Source organism: Defluviimonas aquaemixtae (assembly GCF_900302475.1).
Lineage (GTDB): Bacteria > Pseudomonadota > Alphaproteobacteria > Rhodobacterales > Rhodobacteraceae > Albidovulum > Albidovulum aquaemixtae.
Window position 1 is genome coordinate 67,846 of record NZ_OMOQ01000004.1, and the last position, 18,479, is coordinate 86,324.

At 65.5% G+C, this 18,479-nt stretch carries 20 protein-coding genes and 1 pseudogene; 10 read left to right on the top strand and 11 right to left on the bottom strand.

Annotated elements, in window-relative coordinates; genetic code table 11:
- Position 1: 1 nt before the first annotated feature.
- The 3 genes from DEA8626_RS18650 to DEA8626_RS18660 are packed head-to-tail and all read left to right on the top strand — an operon-like array spanning position 2 to position 2,494.
- Complete coding sequence (locus DEA8626_RS18650) at positions 2 to 928, top strand: bifunctional riboflavin kinase/FAD synthetase (protein ID WP_108854754.1); 927 nt, start codon at positions 2 to 4, stop codon at positions 926 to 928.
- A gap of 43 nt (positions 929 to 971) precedes the next feature.
- Positions 972 to 1,436: a YcgN family cysteine cluster protein gene (locus tag DEA8626_RS18655; RefSeq protein WP_108854755.1), complete on the top strand. Its 465-nt coding sequence runs from the start codon at positions 972 to 974 to the stop codon at positions 1,434 to 1,436.
- Positions 1,436 to 2,494: a threonine aldolase family protein gene (locus DEA8626_RS18660; RefSeq protein WP_108854756.1), complete on the top strand. Its 1,059-nt coding sequence runs from the start codon at positions 1,436 to 1,438 to the stop codon at positions 2,492 to 2,494. Before DEA8626_RS18655 ends, DEA8626_RS18660 begins: the two co-directional genes overlap by 1 nt.
- On the opposite strand, the gene DEA8626_RS18665 is transcribed toward DEA8626_RS18660, so the two are convergent.
- Together DEA8626_RS18665 and DEA8626_RS18670 are read right to left on the bottom strand one after the other, a co-directional pair.
- Complete coding sequence (locus DEA8626_RS18665) at positions 2,475 to 3,275, bottom strand: alpha/beta fold hydrolase (RefSeq protein ID WP_108854757.1); 801 nt, start codon at positions 3,273 to 3,275, stop codon at positions 2,475 to 2,477. The two genes, DEA8626_RS18660 and DEA8626_RS18665, sit on opposite strands and share 20 nt — an antisense overlap.
- On the bottom strand, positions 3,275 to 3,886 hold the full coding sequence (locus tag DEA8626_RS18670; protein ID WP_108854758.1) for a 2-hydroxychromene-2-carboxylate isomerase: 612 nt from the start codon (positions 3,884 to 3,886) through the stop codon (positions 3,275 to 3,277). The genes DEA8626_RS18665 and DEA8626_RS18670 overlap by 1 nt, the downstream gene beginning before the upstream one ends.
- Before the next feature lie 112 nt (positions 3,887 to 3,998).
- Between DEA8626_RS18670 and DEA8626_RS18675 the strand changes: the two genes are divergently transcribed.
- Positions 3,999 to 5,018, top strand: coding sequence for a ribose-phosphate pyrophosphokinase (locus tag DEA8626_RS18675; protein WP_108854759.1), 1,020 nt, complete (start codon positions 3,999 to 4,001; stop codon positions 5,016 to 5,018).
- 323 nt (positions 5,019 to 5,341) lie between these two features.
- Entirely contained in the window at positions 5,342 to 6,184 is an 843-nt protein-coding gene (locus DEA8626_RS18680) for a CPBP family intramembrane glutamic endopeptidase (RefSeq protein WP_108854760.1), read from the top strand.
- 12 nt (positions 6,185 to 6,196) lie between these two features.
- Here the strand turns inward: DEA8626_RS18680 and meaB are convergent, their stop codons facing one another.
- Entirely contained in the window at positions 6,197 to 7,174 is a 978-nt protein-coding gene (gene meaB, locus DEA8626_RS18685; RefSeq protein WP_438502451.1) for a methylmalonyl Co-A mutase-associated GTPase MeaB, read from the bottom strand.
- Between the two features lie 177 nt (positions 7,175 to 7,351).
- Between meaB and DEA8626_RS18690 the strand changes: the two genes are divergently transcribed.
- Together DEA8626_RS18690 and hrpB are read left to right on the top strand one after the other, a co-directional pair.
- Entirely contained in the window at positions 7,352 to 8,032 is a 681-nt protein-coding gene (locus DEA8626_RS18690) for a DUF3108 domain-containing protein (protein ID WP_245890923.1), read from the top strand.
- A gap of 7 nt (positions 8,033 to 8,039) precedes the next feature.
- The gene (gene hrpB, locus DEA8626_RS18695; RefSeq protein WP_108854812.1) at positions 8,040 to 10,493 is read left to right on the top strand and encodes an ATP-dependent helicase HrpB; all 2,454 of its coding nucleotides are present in this window, start codon (positions 8,040 to 8,042) and stop codon (positions 10,491 to 10,493) included.
- 114 nt (positions 10,494 to 10,607) lie between these two features.
- On the opposite strand, the gene argF is transcribed toward hrpB, so the two are convergent.
- Together argF and DEA8626_RS18705 are read right to left on the bottom strand one after the other, a co-directional pair.
- On the bottom strand, positions 10,608 to 11,534 hold the full coding sequence (argF, locus tag DEA8626_RS18700) for an ornithine carbamoyltransferase (protein ID WP_108854762.1): 927 nt from the start codon (positions 11,532 to 11,534) through the stop codon (positions 10,608 to 10,610).
- Between the two features lie 64 nt (positions 11,535 to 11,598).
- On the bottom strand, positions 11,599 to 12,792 hold the full coding sequence (locus DEA8626_RS18705; RefSeq protein WP_108854813.1) for an aspartate aminotransferase family protein: 1,194 nt from the start codon (positions 12,790 to 12,792) through the stop codon (positions 11,599 to 11,601).
- A gap of 524 nt (positions 12,793 to 13,316) precedes the next feature.
- Here DEA8626_RS18705 and DEA8626_RS18710 point away from each other — a divergent pair.
- The 3 genes from DEA8626_RS18710 to DEA8626_RS18720 all read left to right on the top strand — a co-directional run bounded on the left by DEA8626_RS18710 (position 13,317) and on the right by DEA8626_RS18720 (position 15,835).
- The gene (locus tag DEA8626_RS18710) at positions 13,317 to 13,892 is read left to right on the top strand and encodes a GcrA family cell cycle regulator (protein ID WP_108854763.1); all 576 of its coding nucleotides are present in this window, start codon (positions 13,317 to 13,319) and stop codon (positions 13,890 to 13,892) included.
- A gap of 258 nt (positions 13,893 to 14,150) precedes the next feature.
- Complete coding sequence (locus DEA8626_RS18715) at positions 14,151 to 15,077, top strand: ABC transporter ATP-binding protein (RefSeq protein WP_108854764.1); 927 nt, start codon at positions 14,151 to 14,153, stop codon at positions 15,075 to 15,077.
- Positions 15,074 to 15,835: an ABC transporter permease gene (locus DEA8626_RS18720; protein WP_108854765.1), complete on the top strand. Its 762-nt coding sequence runs from the start codon at positions 15,074 to 15,076 to the stop codon at positions 15,833 to 15,835. The genes DEA8626_RS18715 and DEA8626_RS18720 overlap by 4 nt, the downstream gene beginning before the upstream one ends.
- Before the next feature lie 366 nt (positions 15,836 to 16,201).
- Here DEA8626_RS18720 and DEA8626_RS21780 read toward each other — a convergent pair.
- The 6 genes and pseudogenes from DEA8626_RS21780 to DEA8626_RS18740 form a co-directional block, all read right to left on the bottom strand.
- Positions 16,202 to 16,447: pseudogene (locus DEA8626_RS21780) on the bottom strand (GNAT family N-acetyltransferase); the annotation flags it as partial.
- Positions 16,448 to 16,651: 204 nt separating this feature from the next.
- Complete coding sequence (locus tag DEA8626_RS21655; RefSeq protein ID WP_281261508.1) at positions 16,652 to 16,780, bottom strand: hypothetical protein; 129 nt, start codon at positions 16,778 to 16,780, stop codon at positions 16,652 to 16,654.
- 267 nt (positions 16,781 to 17,047) lie between these two features.
- Positions 17,048 to 17,476 carry a LysE family translocator gene (locus tag DEA8626_RS18730; protein WP_245890924.1) on the bottom strand — a complete coding sequence of 143 codons (429 nt, stop codon included), beginning with the start codon at positions 17,474 to 17,476 and terminating at the stop codon, positions 17,048 to 17,050.
- A 125-nt stretch (positions 17,477 to 17,601) separates the two neighbouring features.
- Entirely contained in the window at positions 17,602 to 17,811 is a 210-nt protein-coding gene (locus DEA8626_RS21470) for a hypothetical protein (RefSeq protein ID WP_245890925.1), read from the bottom strand.
- Positions 17,811 to 17,954, bottom strand: coding sequence for a nuclear transport factor 2-like protein (locus tag DEA8626_RS21475; RefSeq protein WP_245890926.1), 144 nt, complete (start codon positions 17,952 to 17,954; stop codon positions 17,811 to 17,813). Before DEA8626_RS21475 ends, DEA8626_RS21470 begins: the two co-directional genes overlap by 1 nt.
- Positions 17,955 to 18,036: 82 nt before the next feature.
- Positions 18,037 to 18,474 (bottom strand): homocysteine S-methyltransferase family protein, encoded by a 438-nt coding sequence (locus DEA8626_RS18740; protein ID WP_108854766.1) that lies wholly within the window; start codon positions 18,472 to 18,474, stop codon positions 18,037 to 18,039.
- Between the last annotated feature and the right edge of the window lie 5 nt (positions 18,475 to 18,479).

Consider the following 18,479-nt stretch of genomic DNA (forward strand, 5'->3'; position numbering starts at 1 on the left):
GATGCGCACGCATTACCACTGGGCCGGATTGCCGGAGGCCGACCGGGGTGCCTCGGTCGCAATGGGCAATTTCGACGGCGTGCATCTGGGCCACCAGGCGGTGATCGACCTTGCGCGCCGCACCGATGCGCCGCTGGGCATCGTCACGTTCGAGCCGCATCCGCGTGAATTCTTCGCGCCTCACGCGCCTGCCTTCCGGCTGATGAATGCCGAGGCACGCACCCACCGGCTCGAAAAGATCGGCGTCGAACAGCTTTACGAGCTGACCTTCGACGCGGCCCTCGCCGGGATGGAGGCGGAGGCGTTCGTGGCCGACGTGCTCGTGGCCGGTCTCGGCATCTCGAACGTCACGGTCGGCAGCGATTTCTGTTTTGGCAAGGGACGCGGTGGCGATGTCGACACGCTGCGCGTGGCGGGCAAGCGACACGGCTTCGGCGTCAGCATCGCCGAATTGATCAGCCTTGACGGGGACGAGATTTCCTCGACCGCGATCCGTAGGGCGCTCGACGAGGGTCGCCCGCGCGGCGCAGCCCACATGCTCGGCCACTGGCACCGGATCGAAGGCGAAGTGCTGCACGGCGACAAGCGCGGCAAGGGGCTGGGATTTCCGACCGCGAACATGGATATCGGCGGGCTGCACCTGCCCAGGCTCGGCGTCTACGCGGTCAAGGCCGACGTCCTGACTGGTCGCCATGCCGGCAGTTACGACGGCGCGGCCAATCTCGGCGTCCGGCCCATGTTCGGCGACAACAGGCCCAACCTTGAGAGCTACCTCTTCGATTTCTCCGGCGATCTGTACGGCGAACACCTCTCGGTCGCGCTGGTCGATTACCTGCGGCCCGAGATGTCGTTCGACGGTTTGCCCGCGCTCATCGCGCAGATGCAGGACGACTGCGACCGCGCGCGGGAAATCCTCGCCGACGCCTGATACCCCTTCCCTTTCGGTTTGGGCTCGGCCAGAGTCGCGTGCCATGAAGCACGACATCCCCCGCGACGGCCTCAGACCCGCCTTCTGGAAGCGCCCGCTCTCCTCGATGACCCCGAGGGAGTGGGAAGCGCTGTGTGACGGCTGCGGCAAGTGCTGCCTCAACAAGCTCGAGGACGCCGAGACAGGCGAGTTGTTCTTCACGCGCATCTCGTGCCGGCTTCTCGACGATGACACCTGCCGCTGCGGCCAGTACGAGAACCGAAAGACCTTCGTACCCGAATGTGTCGTCCTGACGCCCAAAACGATCGGCGACGTCGCCTACTGGATGCCGTCGACCTGCGCCTACCGGCTGCTTTACGAAGGCAAGCCGCTGCCCGATTGGCACCCGCTCATCTCCGGCGATTCCGAAAGCGTGCACAAGGCGGGCCAGTCCGTCCGAGGCTGGACCCTGCCCGAATTCGAGGTGCCCGAAGAAGAGTGGGAAGACCACATTATCGAGGACCTCTAATGCAATTCGCCTCCGACAACAGCTCCGGCGCCGCGCCGGAGATCATGGCGGCGCTGAGCGCGATCAACGAAGGCTACGCGCCCTCTTACGGCGCGGACGGCGCGATGGACCGGGTCCGCAGGCTCAGCCGCGAGATCTTCGAGGCACCGGAAGCCGAAGTCTATCTGGTGAACAACGGGACGACGGCCAATGCGCTGTCGCTCGCGACCTATTGCCCGCCCTGGGGCGCGGTCTATTGCCACGAGGCGGCGCATGTCGAAGTCGACGAATGCGGCGCGCCGGAGTTCTACATCGGCGGCGGCAAACTGGTAAAGGTGCGTGGCGAAGACGGAAAGATGACGCCCGAGACGCTGCGGCGGGCGATCGAGGCGACGCCGCAGGGCTTTGTCCACGCAACCCAGCGCGGCGCCGTCACGCTGACAAACGTCACCGAGGCAGGGACCGTGTATTCGGTGGACGAGATGACGGCTTTGTGCGCCGTGGCCAAGTCCTATGGCCTGCCCGTCCATCTTGACGGCGCGCGCTTTGCCAATGCACTCGTTGCGGCGGATGCCAGCCCGGCGGACATGAGTTGGCGCGCCGGAATCGACATTCTCTCGCTCGGCGGCACCAAGAACGGCTGCATGGGGGTCGAGGCGGTCGTCCTCTTCGATCCCTCCAAGGCATGGGAGTTCGAGCTGCGCCGCAAGCGCGGCGGGCATCTCTTCTCCAAGCACCGCTATCTTTCTGCGCAGATGGAGGCCTACCTGACCGACGGGCTGTGGCTGAAGCTCGCCGCGATCGCCAATGCCCGGGCCGAACGGCTGGCGGATGGGATCGCCGCTTTCCGGTCCGCCGCCTTCCTGCACCCACGCGACGCGAACATGATCTTCGCGGCTTTGCCGCGCCGTCTTCACCGGACGTTGCACGAGGCGGGTGCACGTTACCATCTCTGGCCGCACGCAGCGATGCTCGACGGACCCGAGGACGATCCGGTTGGCGCGCGCTTCGTCTGCTCCTGGTCGACGACAGAGGGCGACGTCGACGCCTTCCTCGCCTTTATCCGCGATCGAGATTGACGCCAATCAGCCCAGCCGTCTCGTGCGGATGCGTGACCGGCACCATGTGACCCGCGCCCGGAACGGTCGCGATACCGACATCCGGCAGACGCGCGGCGATGTTCTCGGCGATCCGCTCCACGATCGACGGCGAGCGGTCACCCCGGATCAACAGGACCGGCATGTCGAGGCGTTCGAGCGCACCCGGCGCGAGGATGCCCCCACTGTCTTCAAACAGCGCGGGATGCGTGGCCGTGATCAGATGAATTCGGGCCGTGACCTCTCTGCGGCTCTCCTCGTTCAACTTTTGCCAGTCGACGCCCGTTCCCCACAGATCCGTGAACGCCGCCGCTGCCGCGTTCCGGTCGGCTTCAGCCATGGCGCGGCCGAACTCCGCGGTCTCTTTCAGGTGATTATCCCATTCGGGGTCGCCCATTGCTGCCGCGAAAAGGACCGGTTCGATCAGCGTCAGCGTGCGAATCGCCTCGCGCGCGGCTATCGCGAGCCGCAGCGCGACGACGGCGCCGAAGGAATGGCCGATGAGATCGACACGCCCCTGAACGAAACTGGCCGCGATCTCCGTTGCGCGCGTCAGGCCGTCGCCCTCGCCCGACCAGTCCCCGGATCGGCCATGCCCCGGCAGATCGAAGGCCGTGAGCGTAATCCGGTCGGCAAGCCTGCCCGCCACGCCGGACCAGGCGCCAGAATGCGCCAGCGAACAATGGATCGCCAGCGCCGGGCGTGCGCCGTGACCGAACGTCTCCCAATAGGTCGAATGCCCGACCCTGTCTTCCAGCGGCATCAGAGCTTGCCGGCCAGACGCCTGTCGAGATCGTCGAGCCGGTCGTGGCCCCAGAACCGCTCATCCCCGTCCGTGATGTAGAAAGGAGAGCCGAAGACCCCGCGATTCACCGCCTCTTCAAGGTTGTTCGCATAGGCTTCGGCTCCCGCCAGCATGCCCTTGTTTGCAAGATCTTCCTCGAAGCCATGCGCGGTCAAGAGGCCCCGTACGACCTCATCCTGCGCGATGTCTTTCTCCTCGGCCCAGCAGGCGCTGAGGAACCCGTGGACAAGCCCGCCCAGATCGCCGTCCGCGCCGTCCGCCTTGGCCGACTGCGCGGCGATGATGGCGTAAGAGGAGGGAGCGGGATTGGTCGGCCAGAACATCGGCTGGACATTGACCTTGAGGCCCGCCTTGACACCGCCGCGCCTGATCTCCTGCAGCCGATATGCCTTGCGGCTGTCGTGTCGATCCTTCGGCGGCGTCCCTCCGGTGCGTGCAAAAAGCGCCGAAACATCGAGCGGCTTGTAGGTGATCGTCGCACCGTGCCTGGCCGCGATTTCCTCGAGCCGCTTGCCTGCGAGATAGGTGAAGGGCGAAAGCGTCGAGAAGAAGTAGTCGATATGTGGCATCCGTGCCGCTCCTTCGGGTTTGCGGGGAGGCTAGCCCGGTGCTAATCGGGTGGCAATGTCACGAATCCGTCATCCGGCCTTGTCCAAGGGGCCCCGCAGACCAGGACCCGCCATGCCCTCCATGACCGAGCCGAAGCTCATCTCCGGAAATTCCAACCGCCCGCTCGCCAATGCCATAGCGCGCCGCATGTCGATGCACCGGGGGATGAACGTGGGGCTCGTGGACGCCCGGGTGGAACGGTTCAACGATCAGGAAATCTTCGTCGAGGTGTTCGAGAACGTGCGCGGCGAGGACATGTACATCGTGCAGTCGACGTCGTGCCCGGCGAACGACAATCTGATGGAGCTTCTGATCATGACCGACGCGCTGCGCCGGTCTTCGGCCGACCGGATCACCGCCGTGATCCCCTATTTCGGCTATGCCCGCCAGGACCGCCGCGCAAAGGCACGGACGCCGATCTCGGCCAAGCTCGTCGCGAATCTTTTGACCGAGGCTGGTGTGGGCCGGGTTCTCACAATGGATCTGCACGCCGCCCAGATCCAGGGCTTCTTCGACATCCCGGTCGACAACCTCTACGCCTCGCCGATCTTCGCGCTCGATATTGAGCATCACTTCAAGAGCAAGCTCGACCAGGTCACCGTCGTGTCGCCCGACGTGGGCGGCGTGGCCCGCGCGCGGGAACTCGCACAGCGGATCGGCTGCGGGCTCGCCATCGTCGACAAGCGGCGGGTGAAGGCGGGCGAAGTGGCCGAGATGACGGTGATCGGGGATGTCGCGGGCCAGACCTGCATCATCGTCGACGACATCTGCGACACCGCCGGCACGCTCTGCAAGGCGGCCGAAGTGCTGGTCGAGGCCGGCGCGAATGAGGTCCATTCCTACATCACCCACGGCGTCCTCTCTGGCCCCGCGGTGGAGCGGGTAACAAAATCGGTGATGAAGAGCCTCGTCATCACCGATTCCATCGAGCCGACCGAGCAGGTGAAGAAGGCCAAGAACATACGGATCGTCCCGACCGCGCCGATGTTCGCCCAGGCGATCATGAACATCTGGTCGGGCACCTCGGTTTCGTCGCTCTTCGACGCCGAGACGCTGAGCCCGATCTACGAGGGCATGTATTCGCGCATGTAGCGCCGTCTCGCCGCCGTATCGGCGTTCAGAGCGCCAGAACACAAGGCGAGTGGCAGATTGCGCCCGAAGGATGTAGGCTTTGCGTGCAAAGGTGAGGAACGGGCGCACTGACCCGGTGCGAGTGCCCAGACGTCGCGATCACGCCCCGACCCGCCCGTTCCGGAAGCGACAGCCATGCGCAAAACGGTTCTCCGCGCGCTCGTTTCATCAGTCACGGCTGATGCCTTTTCCTGCTTGCAGTCTATTGGCACACGGCTCTGGCCATCGTTGGCCCGGCCGGTGCCGGCCAGCATACGGAAACCAGCTATCATGGCCGGCATACCGTGACCGCGCTGCCCGCGACAACGGAGCGGCACGGTCTGATCCACGGCGCCGCTTTCTACTTGATCGCCTTTGCGCTAGCATTCGCGGTGGCACTCGCGGCGCCGTGGCTCGGTGAGGCCACGCCGTTCGTTACCATGTTCACGCCGCTCACGGCGGTGCTGCTCCTGCGGCTCGTGATCCTGCGCGACGGCTGGACCCGGGCCGCCTGGACCGAGATGGGACTGACGCGAGCCGGTCTGCGCTTCTGGCCGCTGGCGATCCTGCTGCCGCCTGTGGTGCTCTTGCCGGGCTATGCGGTCGTCTGGGCCTTCACGATGGCACCCGCCGATCTTACAGGCGCGCGGCCGCCGGGACAGTTCGTCGTGCAACTCGCGGTGTCGCTCCTGCTCGGCACGGCGCTCGGCGCCCTGGGCGAGGAGGTCGGATGGCGCGGATATCTGCAGCCTCGGCTCAATCCGCTGGGACCGTGGCGGTCGCTTTGGCTGACCGGCTTTATGCACGGGTTCTGGCACCTGCCGCTTCTGATCCTCACGCCGTACTATCATGCAGCTGGATCGCTGCTTGTCGTCGTGCCGCTCTTCCTCATCACCTTCACGCTGACGGGGCCGGTCTATGGCTGGCTGCGCATCGTGTCGCTCAGCATCTGGCCGGTCGCGCTCATGCATCGGGGCGTGAACACCTGGTGGGAACGTTTCGACGCGATGACGGCGCAGGAGTCGCAGCGGGCCGCAGAGTATGTCGCCGGTCAAAGCGGAATCATGCCGATAGCGATGCTCGCGCTTGTCATCGTCTTTCTCGCGATCAGGGGCTTGATGCCTTTCCCGGCCGCGCGAAGAACCTGAACGCTCAAAGCGCTAATCCTTGCCGGCTCCCAGCGCGGCCAGCATCTCGGCCGCCGCCTTGCCCGGCGCGGCGCGGCCCTCGGCCACCGCGCGGCCCAGCTCCTCCATGCGCGCCTTCGCGCCCGCGTCCGATACCAGCCGCGCCAGAAGTCCCTGGCGCACTTCTTCCTCGAACCAATGCCGCGCCTGCTGGGCGCGGCGGGCGGCAAAATGCCCGGTCTCGCGCCGCCAGTCGGCCAGCCGCGTCATCTCGGCCCAAGCGTCGTCCAGCCCCATCTCCTCCTCGGCCGAGACGCACATCGCCTTGGGAAAATCCTCCGGGTCCTGCGGCCGCTTCCGCAAGAGCCGCAGCGCGCCCGCGTAATCGGCGCAGGTTCGCATCGCCGTATCCTTTAGCGCACCGTCAGCCTTGTTGACGAGGATGAGATCGGCCATCTCCATGATACCGCGCTTGACGCCCTGCAACTCGTCCCCGCCGGCCGGCGCGAGGAGGAGAATGAAGAGGTCCGTCATCTCCGCCACGACGGTCTCGGACTGGCCCACACCCACCGTCTCGATCAGGACGACGTCGAACCCCGCCGCCTCGCAGAGCGCCACCGCCTCGCGCGTGCGCCGCGCAACGCCGCCGAGATGGGTTTGGCTCGGCGACGGGCGAATGAAGGCGTTCGGGTCGCGCGCCAGCCGCTCCATGCGGGTCTTGTCGCCGAGGATCGAGCCACCCGACCGCGCCGAGGACGGATCGACTGCCAGCACCGCCACCTTCAGCCCTTGGCCCGTCAACAACTTCCCGAACGCCTCGATGAAGCTCGATTTGCCAACGCCCGGCGTGCCCGACAGGCCGATCCGTAGCGCCTGCCGCCCGCCCTCCAGCGTCTCGAGAAGCGTTGCCGCCTCGGCCCGGTGATCCGCCCGGCGGCTTTCGACTAGCGTGATCGCCTGCGCCAGCGCCCGGCGGTCGCCCTCGGACACCCGCCGCGCCAACTCCTGCATCTCGATATTACGCAACCGGCGGCCTTTCGCTGATCCAACGGGCTTGTGAGTTGACCTCACCGGGATTTTCTTGCCTTCTCCGCCGCGTCGATGTCCAGTCCCCGGACACGAAAGTACGACACTGTGTTAATGAAAAATTCCCGAGTGTTTGGGTGGGCGGCTTTGTGGGCTTTCCTCATGGCCGCCCCCTCCACCGCAGAGCAGAATGACAGGGCGGTCTTCGACCTGTCACTGAGGGGTATCCATGCCGGAACGCTCTCGGTCTCGGGCGCGATCGAGGGCGGTCGCTATGCGGTGGCCGGCGTCCTGCAATCGGGCGGCCTCCTCGCGCTCGTCCGGAAGGTCCGGTACGACGCCCGATCGCAGGGCCGCTACACCGGTGGCCGATTCACGCCCGCGCGCTACGAGGAGGACGCCGATACCGGAAAGCGCAAGTCGCAATCGGTCATGGAGTACCGCTCGGGCGTGCCGCAGGTGAAGGTCTACAACCCGCCGAAGCCGCCACGCGATGGCGATCTCGACCCCGCGACCCAAGGCGGCACGGTCGATCCGCTGACCGCGCTCTACGCAGCTTTGCGCGACGTACCGGCGCAAAGCGCCTGCCGGCTGAAACTCACCCTGTTCGATGGCCGCCGCCGCAGCCAGGTGGCGCTCGGCGAACCGAAGAAGAATGGTGATGGCGGCGTATCCTGCGCCGGCGAATACCGGCGTCTCGCCGGTTTTTCGGCCAACGACATGGCCGAGAAAAGCCGTTTCTCCTTCGTGCTGCGCTACGAGCCCACCGGCGGCGGCAAGCTCCGCGTCCGGGACATTTCGATGGACACGCTCTATGGCAAAGGCAGGCTCACTCGGCGATAAGCGCCCTGTGACCGATCGCCTGCCCATCGACGACGCCCTGCCGGACCTGATCCGCGCGCTTCACGCCGCGGGCCGGGCCGTGCTTAGGGCCCCGCCGGGCGCGGGCAAGACGACGCGCGTGCCGCTCGCGCTGGCGGAGGCCGGGCTGGCCGAGGGCCGCATCGTCATGCTCGAGCCGCGCCGCCTCGCCGCCCGCGCCGCGGCAGAACGGATGGCCGAGACGCTGGGCGAGAATGTCGGAGGCACCGTGGGCTACCGCATCCGGGGCGAAGTCCGCATCTCGAAGGCAACGCGGATCGAGGTCGTGACCGAGGGCATTCTCACGCGGATGCTGCAGTCCGATCCCGACCTGCCGGGCATCGGCGCGGTGATCTTTGACGAGTTCCACGAACGCTCCCTGAACGCCGATCTCGGCCTCGCGCTTGCATGGGAGGTGCGGCAGGCGCTCAGACCCGATCTCATCATACTGGTCATGTCCGCGACGCTCGACGCCGAACCGGTCGCGATGCTTCTCGACGACGCGCCGGTCATCAGTTCCGAGGGCCGCGCCTATCCGGTCGAGACGCGCTGGCTGCCCCGCCCCGTGCAACGCTCCATGCGGTTCGAGGCGGCGGTGGCCGGCCTCGTCGCGGAGGCGGCAGGCGAAACCGAGGGCGGCATTCTCGTCTTCCTGCCGGGCGAAGGAGAGATTCGCCGCGTCGAGGCGCTGCTCGCCGGACGTCTGCCACCGGACTGCGCCGTACCGCCGCTTTTCGGCGCGATGGAGTTCGCCGCCCAGCGCGCCGCGATCGTGCCCGCCCGGGCAGGCCGCAAGGTTGTGCTGGCGACCTCGATCGCGGAGACCTCGCTCACAATCGAGGATATCCGCGTCGTCGTCGATGCGGGCCGGGCCCGGCGCGCGCGATTCGACCCTTCATCCGGCATGTCGCGGCTCGTTACCGAACGTGTGACCAAGGCCGAGGCCGACCAGAGGCGCGGCCGCGCGGGCCGCGTGGCGAAAGGAACCTGCTACCGGATGTGGACGAAAGGCGAGGAAGGCGGCCTCGCCCCCTTTCCGCCGGCCGAGATCGAGGCGGCGGACCTCGCGGGCCTCGCGCTGGATCTGGCGCTCTGGGGAACTGACGGTGCGGACCTCGCCTTCCTCACACCGCCCCCCGCCCCGGCACTTGCCGAGGCTCGGGCGCTTCTGACCGCGCTCGGCGCGCTCGATGCAATGCATCGCATCACCCCGCATGGCCGCGCGTTAGCGGCGCTGCCCTTGCATCCCCGCCTCGGCCACATGCTCGTGACCGCTGGTCCCGACGCGGCGACGCTCGCCGCACTGTTGGCGGACCGTGATCCCCTGCGCGGCGCGCCGTGCGATCTGACCCTCCGTCTGGCGGCGATTCGCGATCCTAAGGGCTACGAAGCCGACCACCCGCACCGCGTCGACCGGGGCTCGGTCGAACGCATCCGCGCCGAGGCCAGGCGGCTCGCCCGGTTGGTGAAGCCCGTGGCGAACCGCTACGACCCTGCCGAGATGGCCGCCCTCGCCTATCCCGACCGCATCGGGCTGCGACGCAAGGGCGAGGCGCCGCGCTACGTGCTCTCGGGCGGCAAGGGCGCCGTGATCGCCGAGGACGACCCCATGTCCCAGGCGCGCCTGATCGTGACGACAGACCTCGACGGCGACCCGCGCGAGGCACGCATCCGCCAGAGCGCCCGGATCACCGAGGCCGCGCTGCGGCGGCTGTTTCCCGATCAGATCAAATGGCAAGACGTCGCTGAATGGTCGCGCCGCGACGGACGCGTCGTCGCGCGTCGCCAGGAACGGCTCGGCGCGCTCGTGCTCGAAGACCGGGCCTGGCCCGACTCGCCGGAAGAGGCGCTCACCCGGGCCGCGCTCGACGGTCTCCGCCAGATCGGACTTCCTTGGTCCGACCCCGCCCGCCGCTTCCGCGCGCGGATTGAGCTCCTCCGCCGCGAGGGCGCGGACCTGCCGGATGTCGGCGACGACGCGTTGCTCTTACGGGCGGAGGACTGGCTCCTGCCGCATCTTTCCGGCAGGCGGACGGAGGCGGAGCTGCGGGACCTCGACCTGACCGGGGCGTTGAAGGGTTCGCTGAGCTGGGATCAGGCGCAACTCGTCGACCGCCTCGCGCCTGCGCATTTCGAAACCCCGCTCGGCCGCAAGGTGCCCATCGACTACGACGGCGACCACCCTTCCATCGCGCTTCGGCTGCAGGAGATGTTCGGCGTGACGGCGCACCCGACCGTCGGGCCGAGGCGCCTTCCCTTGCGCATCACGCTTCTATCGCCCGCGGGCCGCCCGGTTCAGACCACGCTCGACCTGCCGGGCTTTTGGGCCACGTCCTACACCGATGTACGCAAGGACATGCGCGGGCGCTATCCGAAGCACCCCTGGCCTGAAGACCCGACCGAACACGCACCGACCCTCAGGGCGAAACCGCGCCGCAGCTGATCTTCTTCATTGCCCAATACCTCCGCCGGAGGCATATCGGAGCCGTCGTCGCGCTCACGACGGCGGCGAGAGGAAGGCCTTGCGCGCGGAACGCGCGCGCCACCTCCTCAGACCTCAGACCCCGAGGCAGTACCGCAGAATCGCCTTCTGGGCATGAAGCCGGTTTTCGCTTTCGTCGAAGATCACCGATTGCGGCCCGTCCATGACCTCGCTCGTCGCCTCCTCGTCGCGATGGGCGGGCAGGCAATGCATGAAAAGCGCGTCCGGCTTGCCCTCGGACATCATCGCGGCATTGACCTGATAGGGGCGAAGCTGGTTGTGCCGCCGCTCGCGCGCGCTTTCGGGATCGTGCATCGACACCCAGGTGTCGGTCACGATCGCGTCGGCATCCCTCGCCGCCGCGAGCGGATCGCGCGTGATCTCGATCTTCCGGCCCTTCGTGCGGGCGAACTCGACCGCCTTCGGATTGGGGTCCAGCGTCTCGGGGCCGGTGAAGGTCAGGTCGAACCCGAACTGGCCCGCCGCGTGCAGCCAGCTCGAGCAGACGTTGTTGCCATCGCCCGACCAAACGAATTTGCGGCCGCCGATATCGCCGCGATGCTCCTCGTAGGTGACAATATCTGCCATGATCTGGCAGGGATGCGAATTGTCGGTCAGACCGTTGATCACCGGCACGGTGGCGTGTTCGGCCATCTCGAGAAGCGTGTCCTCCTCGAAGGTGCGAAGCATGATGAGATCGACGTAGCGAGACAGGACCCGCGCGGTGTCAGCGATCGACTCGCCGTGGCCGAGTTGCATTTCCTTGCCCGAGAGCACCATCGTCTCGGCCCCCATCTGGCGCGCGCCGACATCGAAGGAGACCCGTGTCCGGGTCGAAGGCTTCTCGAAGATGAGCGCGATCATGCGGCCCGAAAGCGGCGTCTCGTCGTCGGCCATCCCCTTGGGACGGTTGTTCCTAGCGTCCTTCATCGCGCGGGCCTGGTCGATCATGGCCCTGAGCTCGGATGGCCCGGTCTTGTGGATGTCGAGGAAGTGATTCATGGCATTGTCCCTTTTGCGGACGAGCCGGGGGGCGCCTGCCACCCGGACCCCCCAAAGGTATTTTTCAAACAGAAGAAGGAGCGGGAGCTTTCCCCACCGCAGTGGCGGCGGCGTCGAGCCGCCGGACAGCCTCGGCGAGCTCCTCGTCGGTGATCGTGAGCGGGGGCAGAAGCCTCAGCGTCTCGTCAGCGGCAGGCACTGTCAGAAGGTGCCTCTCGTAGCCAGCTTTGACAATATCGGCCGGCGGCAGTTTGCATCTCAGACCCAGCATCAGTCCCTGGCCGCGCACGCTTTCGAAGATGTCGGGGTGATCGGCGACGAGGCCCTCGAGGCGTTGCCGGAAGAGTCCCGCCTTGCGGTTCACCTCCGCAAGAAAGGCTGGATCGGCGACGATCTCCATAACCGCTGCGCCAACGGCGCAGGCCATGGGATTGCCGCCGTAGGTGGAGCCGTGCGTGCCCGCCGTCATGCCAATGGCGGCCGCCTCGGTCGCGAGAACCGCACCCATGGGGAAGCCGCCGCCGATGCCCTTGGCGACCATCATGATGTCGGGCGTCACGCCCGCCCATTCATGAGCAAACAGTCGGCCCGTGCGGCCCATGCCGCACTGAACCTCGTCGAAGATCAGAAGCGCGCCCGTCCGGTCGCAAAGCACGCGCAGCGCTCTGAGATCGGCGTCCGGCATGAGGCGGATTCCGCCCTCGCCCTGTATCGGCTCCACCATCACCGCGCAAGTCGCGCCGGAGATCGCCCCCTCGACCGCTTCCTTGTCGCCCCAAGGCAATTGCCGGAAGCCCGGCATGAGAGGCCCATAACCCTTGACCATCTTCTCCGACCCCGCGGCCGCAATTGCGCCTGTGGAGCGGCCGTGGAACGCGCCCTCGAAAGTGAGGATCTCGGTCCGTTCGGGCTGATCCTTCTCGTACCAATATTTCCGTGCCATCTTGATCGCGAGCTCGGCCGCCTCGGTGCCCGAATTCGTGAAGAACACGGTATCTGCGAACGTATTGGCAACCAGAAGGTCGGCGAGCCGCTGCTGTTCGGGGATCCGGTAGAGGTTCGACACGTGCCAGAGCATTCCTGCCTGCTCGGTCAGCGCCGCGACCAGCGTGGGGTTCGCGTGTCCGAGCGCGTTCACGGCGATCCCGGCGCCGAGATCGAGATATCGGGTCCCGTCGGCCTCGATCAGCCAGCTGCCTTCGCCCTTCACGAAGGAAAGGGCCGCGCGGTTGTAGGTCGGAAGGATCGACGGGATCATGAGCGAACTCCGAATATAGAAGGCCAAGGGGTGCCTCATGGGGCTAGCCGTGTCAACGATGTGAGGGGGGTGGCAGAGTGCCAATGATGACGGAACGTCAGGCGCGGATGCGGCGGCGCCGGGGACGGGCGATATGGCGTGTCCAGTTCGTCATGCGCGCCGCATAGCGCCAACTTGGAGATTTGTCCATCCGGATCGTCGCTGCAGAACCGCCAAAGGAGCCTCTGCGATACGCGGTTCGGGTTCGAAAACTGGTAGGCGTGGAAGCGCATTCAATGGATATGCGAAGGTAGCCACGCGCCCAATGCTGAATAGGTGGCACGACAAAGTGACCCAAATACAGCCCTATCGCGGCACAAGTACCACCGTCCCTGCAGCGGCATCCGGCTCAGAACTTGAAACTGCGGCGCGTCGCTTGTATCTCCACACGTCCCCGCTAGAATGGGACGAACCGAATTCCGGACCCGCAGGCAGGTCGCACTCCCTCGCCGTTACTGTGGGCCGCAAACCCGAGGGTCAGTCATATGTCCTGGACCGACGAGCGCGTCGAGCTTCTGAAGAAGATGTGGGCCGAAGGCCAGTCCGCCAGCCAGATCGCCAAGGAACTGGGTGGTGTCACGCGCAATGCGGTGATCGGCAAGGTCCACCGCTTGGGCCTCTCGAACCGTGTGGGCGGCACACCCGAGCCCAAGACGAAGGCCGCCGAACCCGCGCCGAAGCCCGAGGCCCGCCCCGCCGCGCAGGCCAAGCCCGCCCGTGCCGAGGCCAAGGCCCAGCCGCAGCGCACCGAACCTGCCGCGCCGCAGCCCACGCCCGCACGCAAACCCATCATCCCGGCCGGCCAGCCGCTGCCGCCGCAGCCGTCAGCGGGCGAGATCAGCCCCGAGGCGCTCGCCTCCGTGCGCGAGATCGAGAAGAAGGCGCGCCGAATCTCCCTCATGGAACTGACCGAGCGGACCTGCAAATGGCCGATCGGCGACCCGGCGACCGAGGATTTCTGGTTCTGCGGCCTCGCCGCCCAGCCCGGCAAGCCCTATTGCGAAGCCCATGTCGGCGTCGCCTTCCAGCCGATGTCGTCGCGCCGCGACCGGCGGCGCTGAGCGGCACCAACCGGAAGATCGCCGCCTGGAGCGGCGTTCCCGACAATCGTGCCCGGCGCGTCGCAGCGCCACATACGCAGCGGACGAACTTGGCGATCACGCCATCCTAGACTTTGCGCGCCGCATTTTTCGGCGACCCAATGCGAGCGGCGCATTGCCCATCCCTGCAATTCGGACATCCGAACCCGCCGCGCGCGCTGGCGGAGTTTCTGTCCGGACGCTAACGTGCCCGCACGAAACACGCACCCGGACTCTCCTATGACTCCCATCATCTCAGTCCGCGACCTCTCGAAGATCTACGCCAGCGGGACGGCGGCGCTTACCTCGCTGTCGCTCGATATCCGCGAGGGCGAGATCCTCGCGCTTCTCGGTCCCAACGGCGCCGGCAAGACCACCTTCATCTCGATCGTCTGTGGGCTCGTCACGCCTTCGGGCGGCGAGGTACGCGTGGGCGGCCACGATATCGCGCGCGACTTTCGCAGGGCGCGCGCGCTCATTGGCCTCGTGCCGCAGGAGATCAGCGTCGAAGCCTTCGAGACGGTGATCGACACCGTCCGCTTCTCGCGCGGGCTCTTCGGACGGCCCCGCGACGAGGCTCACCTCGAAAAGATACTCAAATCCCTCACCCTGTGGGACAAGCGGGACGCGAAGATCAACGAACTGTCAGGCGGCATGAAACGCCGCGTGATGATCGCCAAGGCGCTCTCGCACGAACCGAAGGTGCTCTTTCTCGACGAACCGACCGCCGGGGTGGACGTCAATCTCCGCCGTGAGATGTGGCAGGTGGTTCGCGGACTTCGTGAGGCCGGCGTGACGATCATCCTGACGACGCACTACCTCGCCGAGGCCGAGGAGATGGCCGACCGGATCGGCGTGATCGACAAGGGCCGACTTCTCCTCGTCGAGGACAAAACGAAGCTCATGCACGAATTTGGTCGCAAGCGGCTGACCGTGGAGTTCATCGAGCCCATTTTCGCCCTGCCCAAGACACTCGACGGGCACGACCTCGATCTCTCGGATGACGGGCTCCGCGTGAGCTACGACTATGACACCCGTGCCGACCGCACCGGGATCGCCCATCTTCTTGCGGGATTCGCCGAAGCCGGGATCGCGGTTCGGGATATGTCGACCGAACAATCCTCGCTCGAAGAGGTGTTCCTAAGGCTCGTGGAGGAAAACGCATGAACTGGCGCGCCGTGAAGACGATCTTCGACCATGAAATGGCGCGGTTCTGGCGCACGCTCTGGGAATCGCTCGCCTCGCCGGTCATTTCGACCGTCCTTTACTTCGTTGTCTTTGGCGCGGCGATAGGCGGCCGGATTCAGGAGGTCGAGGGCATTTCCTATGGCGCCTTCATCGTCCCGGGGCTCATCATGCTGACCGTCCTGCAGCAGTCCGTGTCAAACGCCTCCTTCGGCATCTATTTCCCGAAGTTCATCGGCACGATGTACGAGATCCTGTCGGCGCCCGTCTCCTTCCTCGAGGTCGTCGCGGGCTATGTCGGCGCGGCGGCGGCGAAGGCGATGATCATCGCGGTAGTGATCCTGATCACCTCGACGATTTTCGTCGACATCACGATCGCCCATCCGGTCTGGATGGTCGCCTTCCTGATCCTCACCTCCGTCACCTTCTCGCTTCTGGGCTTCCTCATCGGCATATGGGCCAAGGATTTCCAGCAGCTGCAGATCATTCCGCTCATGGTCATCACGCCCCTCGTCTTCCTCGGCGGCGCCTTCTACTCGGCATCGATGCTGCCGCCCTTCTGGGAAGGCGTGGCGCGGCTCAACCCGGTCCTCTACCTCATCTCGGGCTTCCGCTGGTCATTCTTCGGACTTGCCGATGTGCCGGTCGCGGTATCGCTGATCGCGGTGGCGATCTTCCTCGCCCTCGGCCTCGGCGCGGTCTGGTTCATCTTCCGCACCGGCTGGCGGCTGAGAAGCTGAGGTGCCCTCTGGTATTGATTTGATCCAGCGAATTGCAGGGCGGCCCCGAGCCCCGAACTGACCAGGGCTGCGCCACGTCCAAATGGCCGTGAACTGCGCTAAACCGACATTGCTGCACACTAGGAAGGCCGAGGCTTTCTGGCTCAATAGCCGGGCATCTTGCTGCAAAGCGGAGCGACTGCGATCCAATGTCTTCCGGGCGACCAACACGAGGTATGCATTGCCTGAGGCGTGGCAAATCGGGCAATAAGCGACATGCCGGCATTGGCATGTGGTGTGATGTGAACTGGCGACAGGCTGCTTCACTCCTGAGCACGCCACCGGCGACGGTGTCGATGGGAAAAAATGTCGGCATTGGCTGCGGCACTACAAGCGCTTCTTCATTAACACCCATTCATGCGTCTCTGTTTTCCCGTCTCCTCGAACGCAGGCGCGCGATGCCGCGTCTATGTAGCCATGCTGCTCATACAGCCGCCGGGCGCCGGTTTCGTTGCAGGCGACGATGACGGTCGTCCGCCGCAGTCGCGCGTTATGGGCGATTTGCTCGGCAATCCTCAGAATTTGCGAGCCCAGGCCTATGGAGCGGTGCTCCGGATAGCAGGCAAGCACGTTGACATACCGGCTATGGAGCGCCTCATTCTCCTATTCCTGCAGCGGGCGGAAGAGCGCCGGAAAACCATCCGAGATCGGTTCGGGCTCGCTTCCGATCGCGTAACCCGTCAGGCTGGCGACCCCCCCGTCGCCGTAGTCGGCGACCACGATCTGCCCGGCTGCTGCCCTTTCCGCCTGTCTCTCTCAGCCTATGCCCCACGCATCCTAGCCGTCAGCAGCCAACCCCTGCCAAACGTGAAGCGGCAATCCCTCGCCCGCGAAATTCACAAGCTCGGAAAGTTGTTCCGCGTCGGATGCTTCGGCGATCCTGAACGGCTTTTCCATTTCGATCATTCACGTCTCCCTATATCGGAGTAATGCGTCATCATTGGATTCACCAAGAGATGTCCGATTTGCGCCGAATCCGGAGAGGCAGATTCACGTTGAACGCTTCGTCAGTAGCAGAAGGCCGCCGAAGATCATCATTCCGACGCCGGAAGCGCCCTGCAGCCAATTCAACTTTGACGCCGCGGTGCGCGTCGCCAATGACCCACCGCCGGCATAGAGCGTGATCGCCAATGTTTCGGGGCCGACAAAGAGGGCACCGAGGAGAGCATAGCTCTAGGCATAGGCGTCCGTAGCAACGAACTGCGGAAAGAACGCCGCAAAAATCAGGATCGCCTTCGAGTTTCCGATAGCCACAAGTGCTTCTTGCTTGAAGGCATCGGACAGGTTCGGGCGGGCACCGGAAAGCTCGCTGCGCGGCAACGCGAAGGATGGCTTCAGCGTCTTCCAAACTAGCCAATTCAGGCAGGTGGCCCCGGCCACCTTGACGACCGCGAAAGCGAGCGCCGAGGTGGACAGGTTCATCCCTAGACCCAATGCGTTGACGATGATCATTGGAAAGGACACCAGCAGCCGACCAGCGTTGGCGGCGACGGCAACAGCGATTCCGTACCGCGCGCAATTGGTCAGCGCCATCAGGTTGTTCGGACCGAATGCGAGGTTCAGCGCGAAGCAGGTCGCAATGAAGAACAGCAAATCGGACATCGTGATTTCTTTCTTTGTCCTGGGCTCAGCCCATAGGTCTGCGGGCGTCTGCAGAGTCGTGCGTGGCCGCATCGAGATTACTGTAGCGTCAAGAGGCGCGTCTCGGCTTTCAAACTGAGGCGGCGCTACGCGATCGGCAAACCGTGGAGCTTCAGGAACGACAACTTGCCCCAGTAACCTCGTTGAAAGGCGATTTCGCTGTTGACGACCATGAAAATGCCGCAACTTCTCAATCCTTTCGGATCTCGCCATTCCAATGAGACGACATCGTCGGCATCGTGAATCCAGTCCACTACGCAGACCGTATTCGCCGTTGAAAACTCGCGCTCAAACATCATCCGGATGCGTTCGCGGCCTTTGACCGGCTCCTGCGCCCCTGGTGGTTTACCGCGTCATTGTGACAAAGCGCTGCCAGGCCCTCCGCATCGCCCGCGTTGAAGGCTTTCACCCATTTCTCAACTAGTTCGACTGGCGTCATCGGACGACTCCTACGTGCGCGCCGTGGCTGGGAACGCATGAGGAGAACTACCCTTCATCGATCAGCACGGCGAATTTCAAGGTCACGAGTTCGGATCCTGCGGACTCACAATGCGGGTCCCGTCGCCAACATCGAGCGCCTCGGCCTCGTCAAGCTCGGCATTGCTTTGCCGCGACGCCTTGGCGCGCACGCCACGGATGCGAAAGGTCCAGTCGGCGCCCTTCTCGATGACATCGCAGAACTGGTCCGGATGCGCGCAGTTGATCATGTAGTAGGCGAGAGCCGCCTCGCCTTCGCGATCGAACGCGACAATGGCCTCGCCCAGGGTTTCGCCGGTCGGCAGTCGGCCGTCGGTTTCCGTCGTAAACGACATCGCCACGGGGACGCCGGCTTTTGCCGCCGCGCGGACGATGCCCGTCGCCTCGCCGACATGGGTCATGGTCATGACCGTGATCAAGTCGACACCAGCGCCCGCGCGTTCTGACATGCGCGCCGTGATAGGCTTCGGACTCCGCAGCATTCATC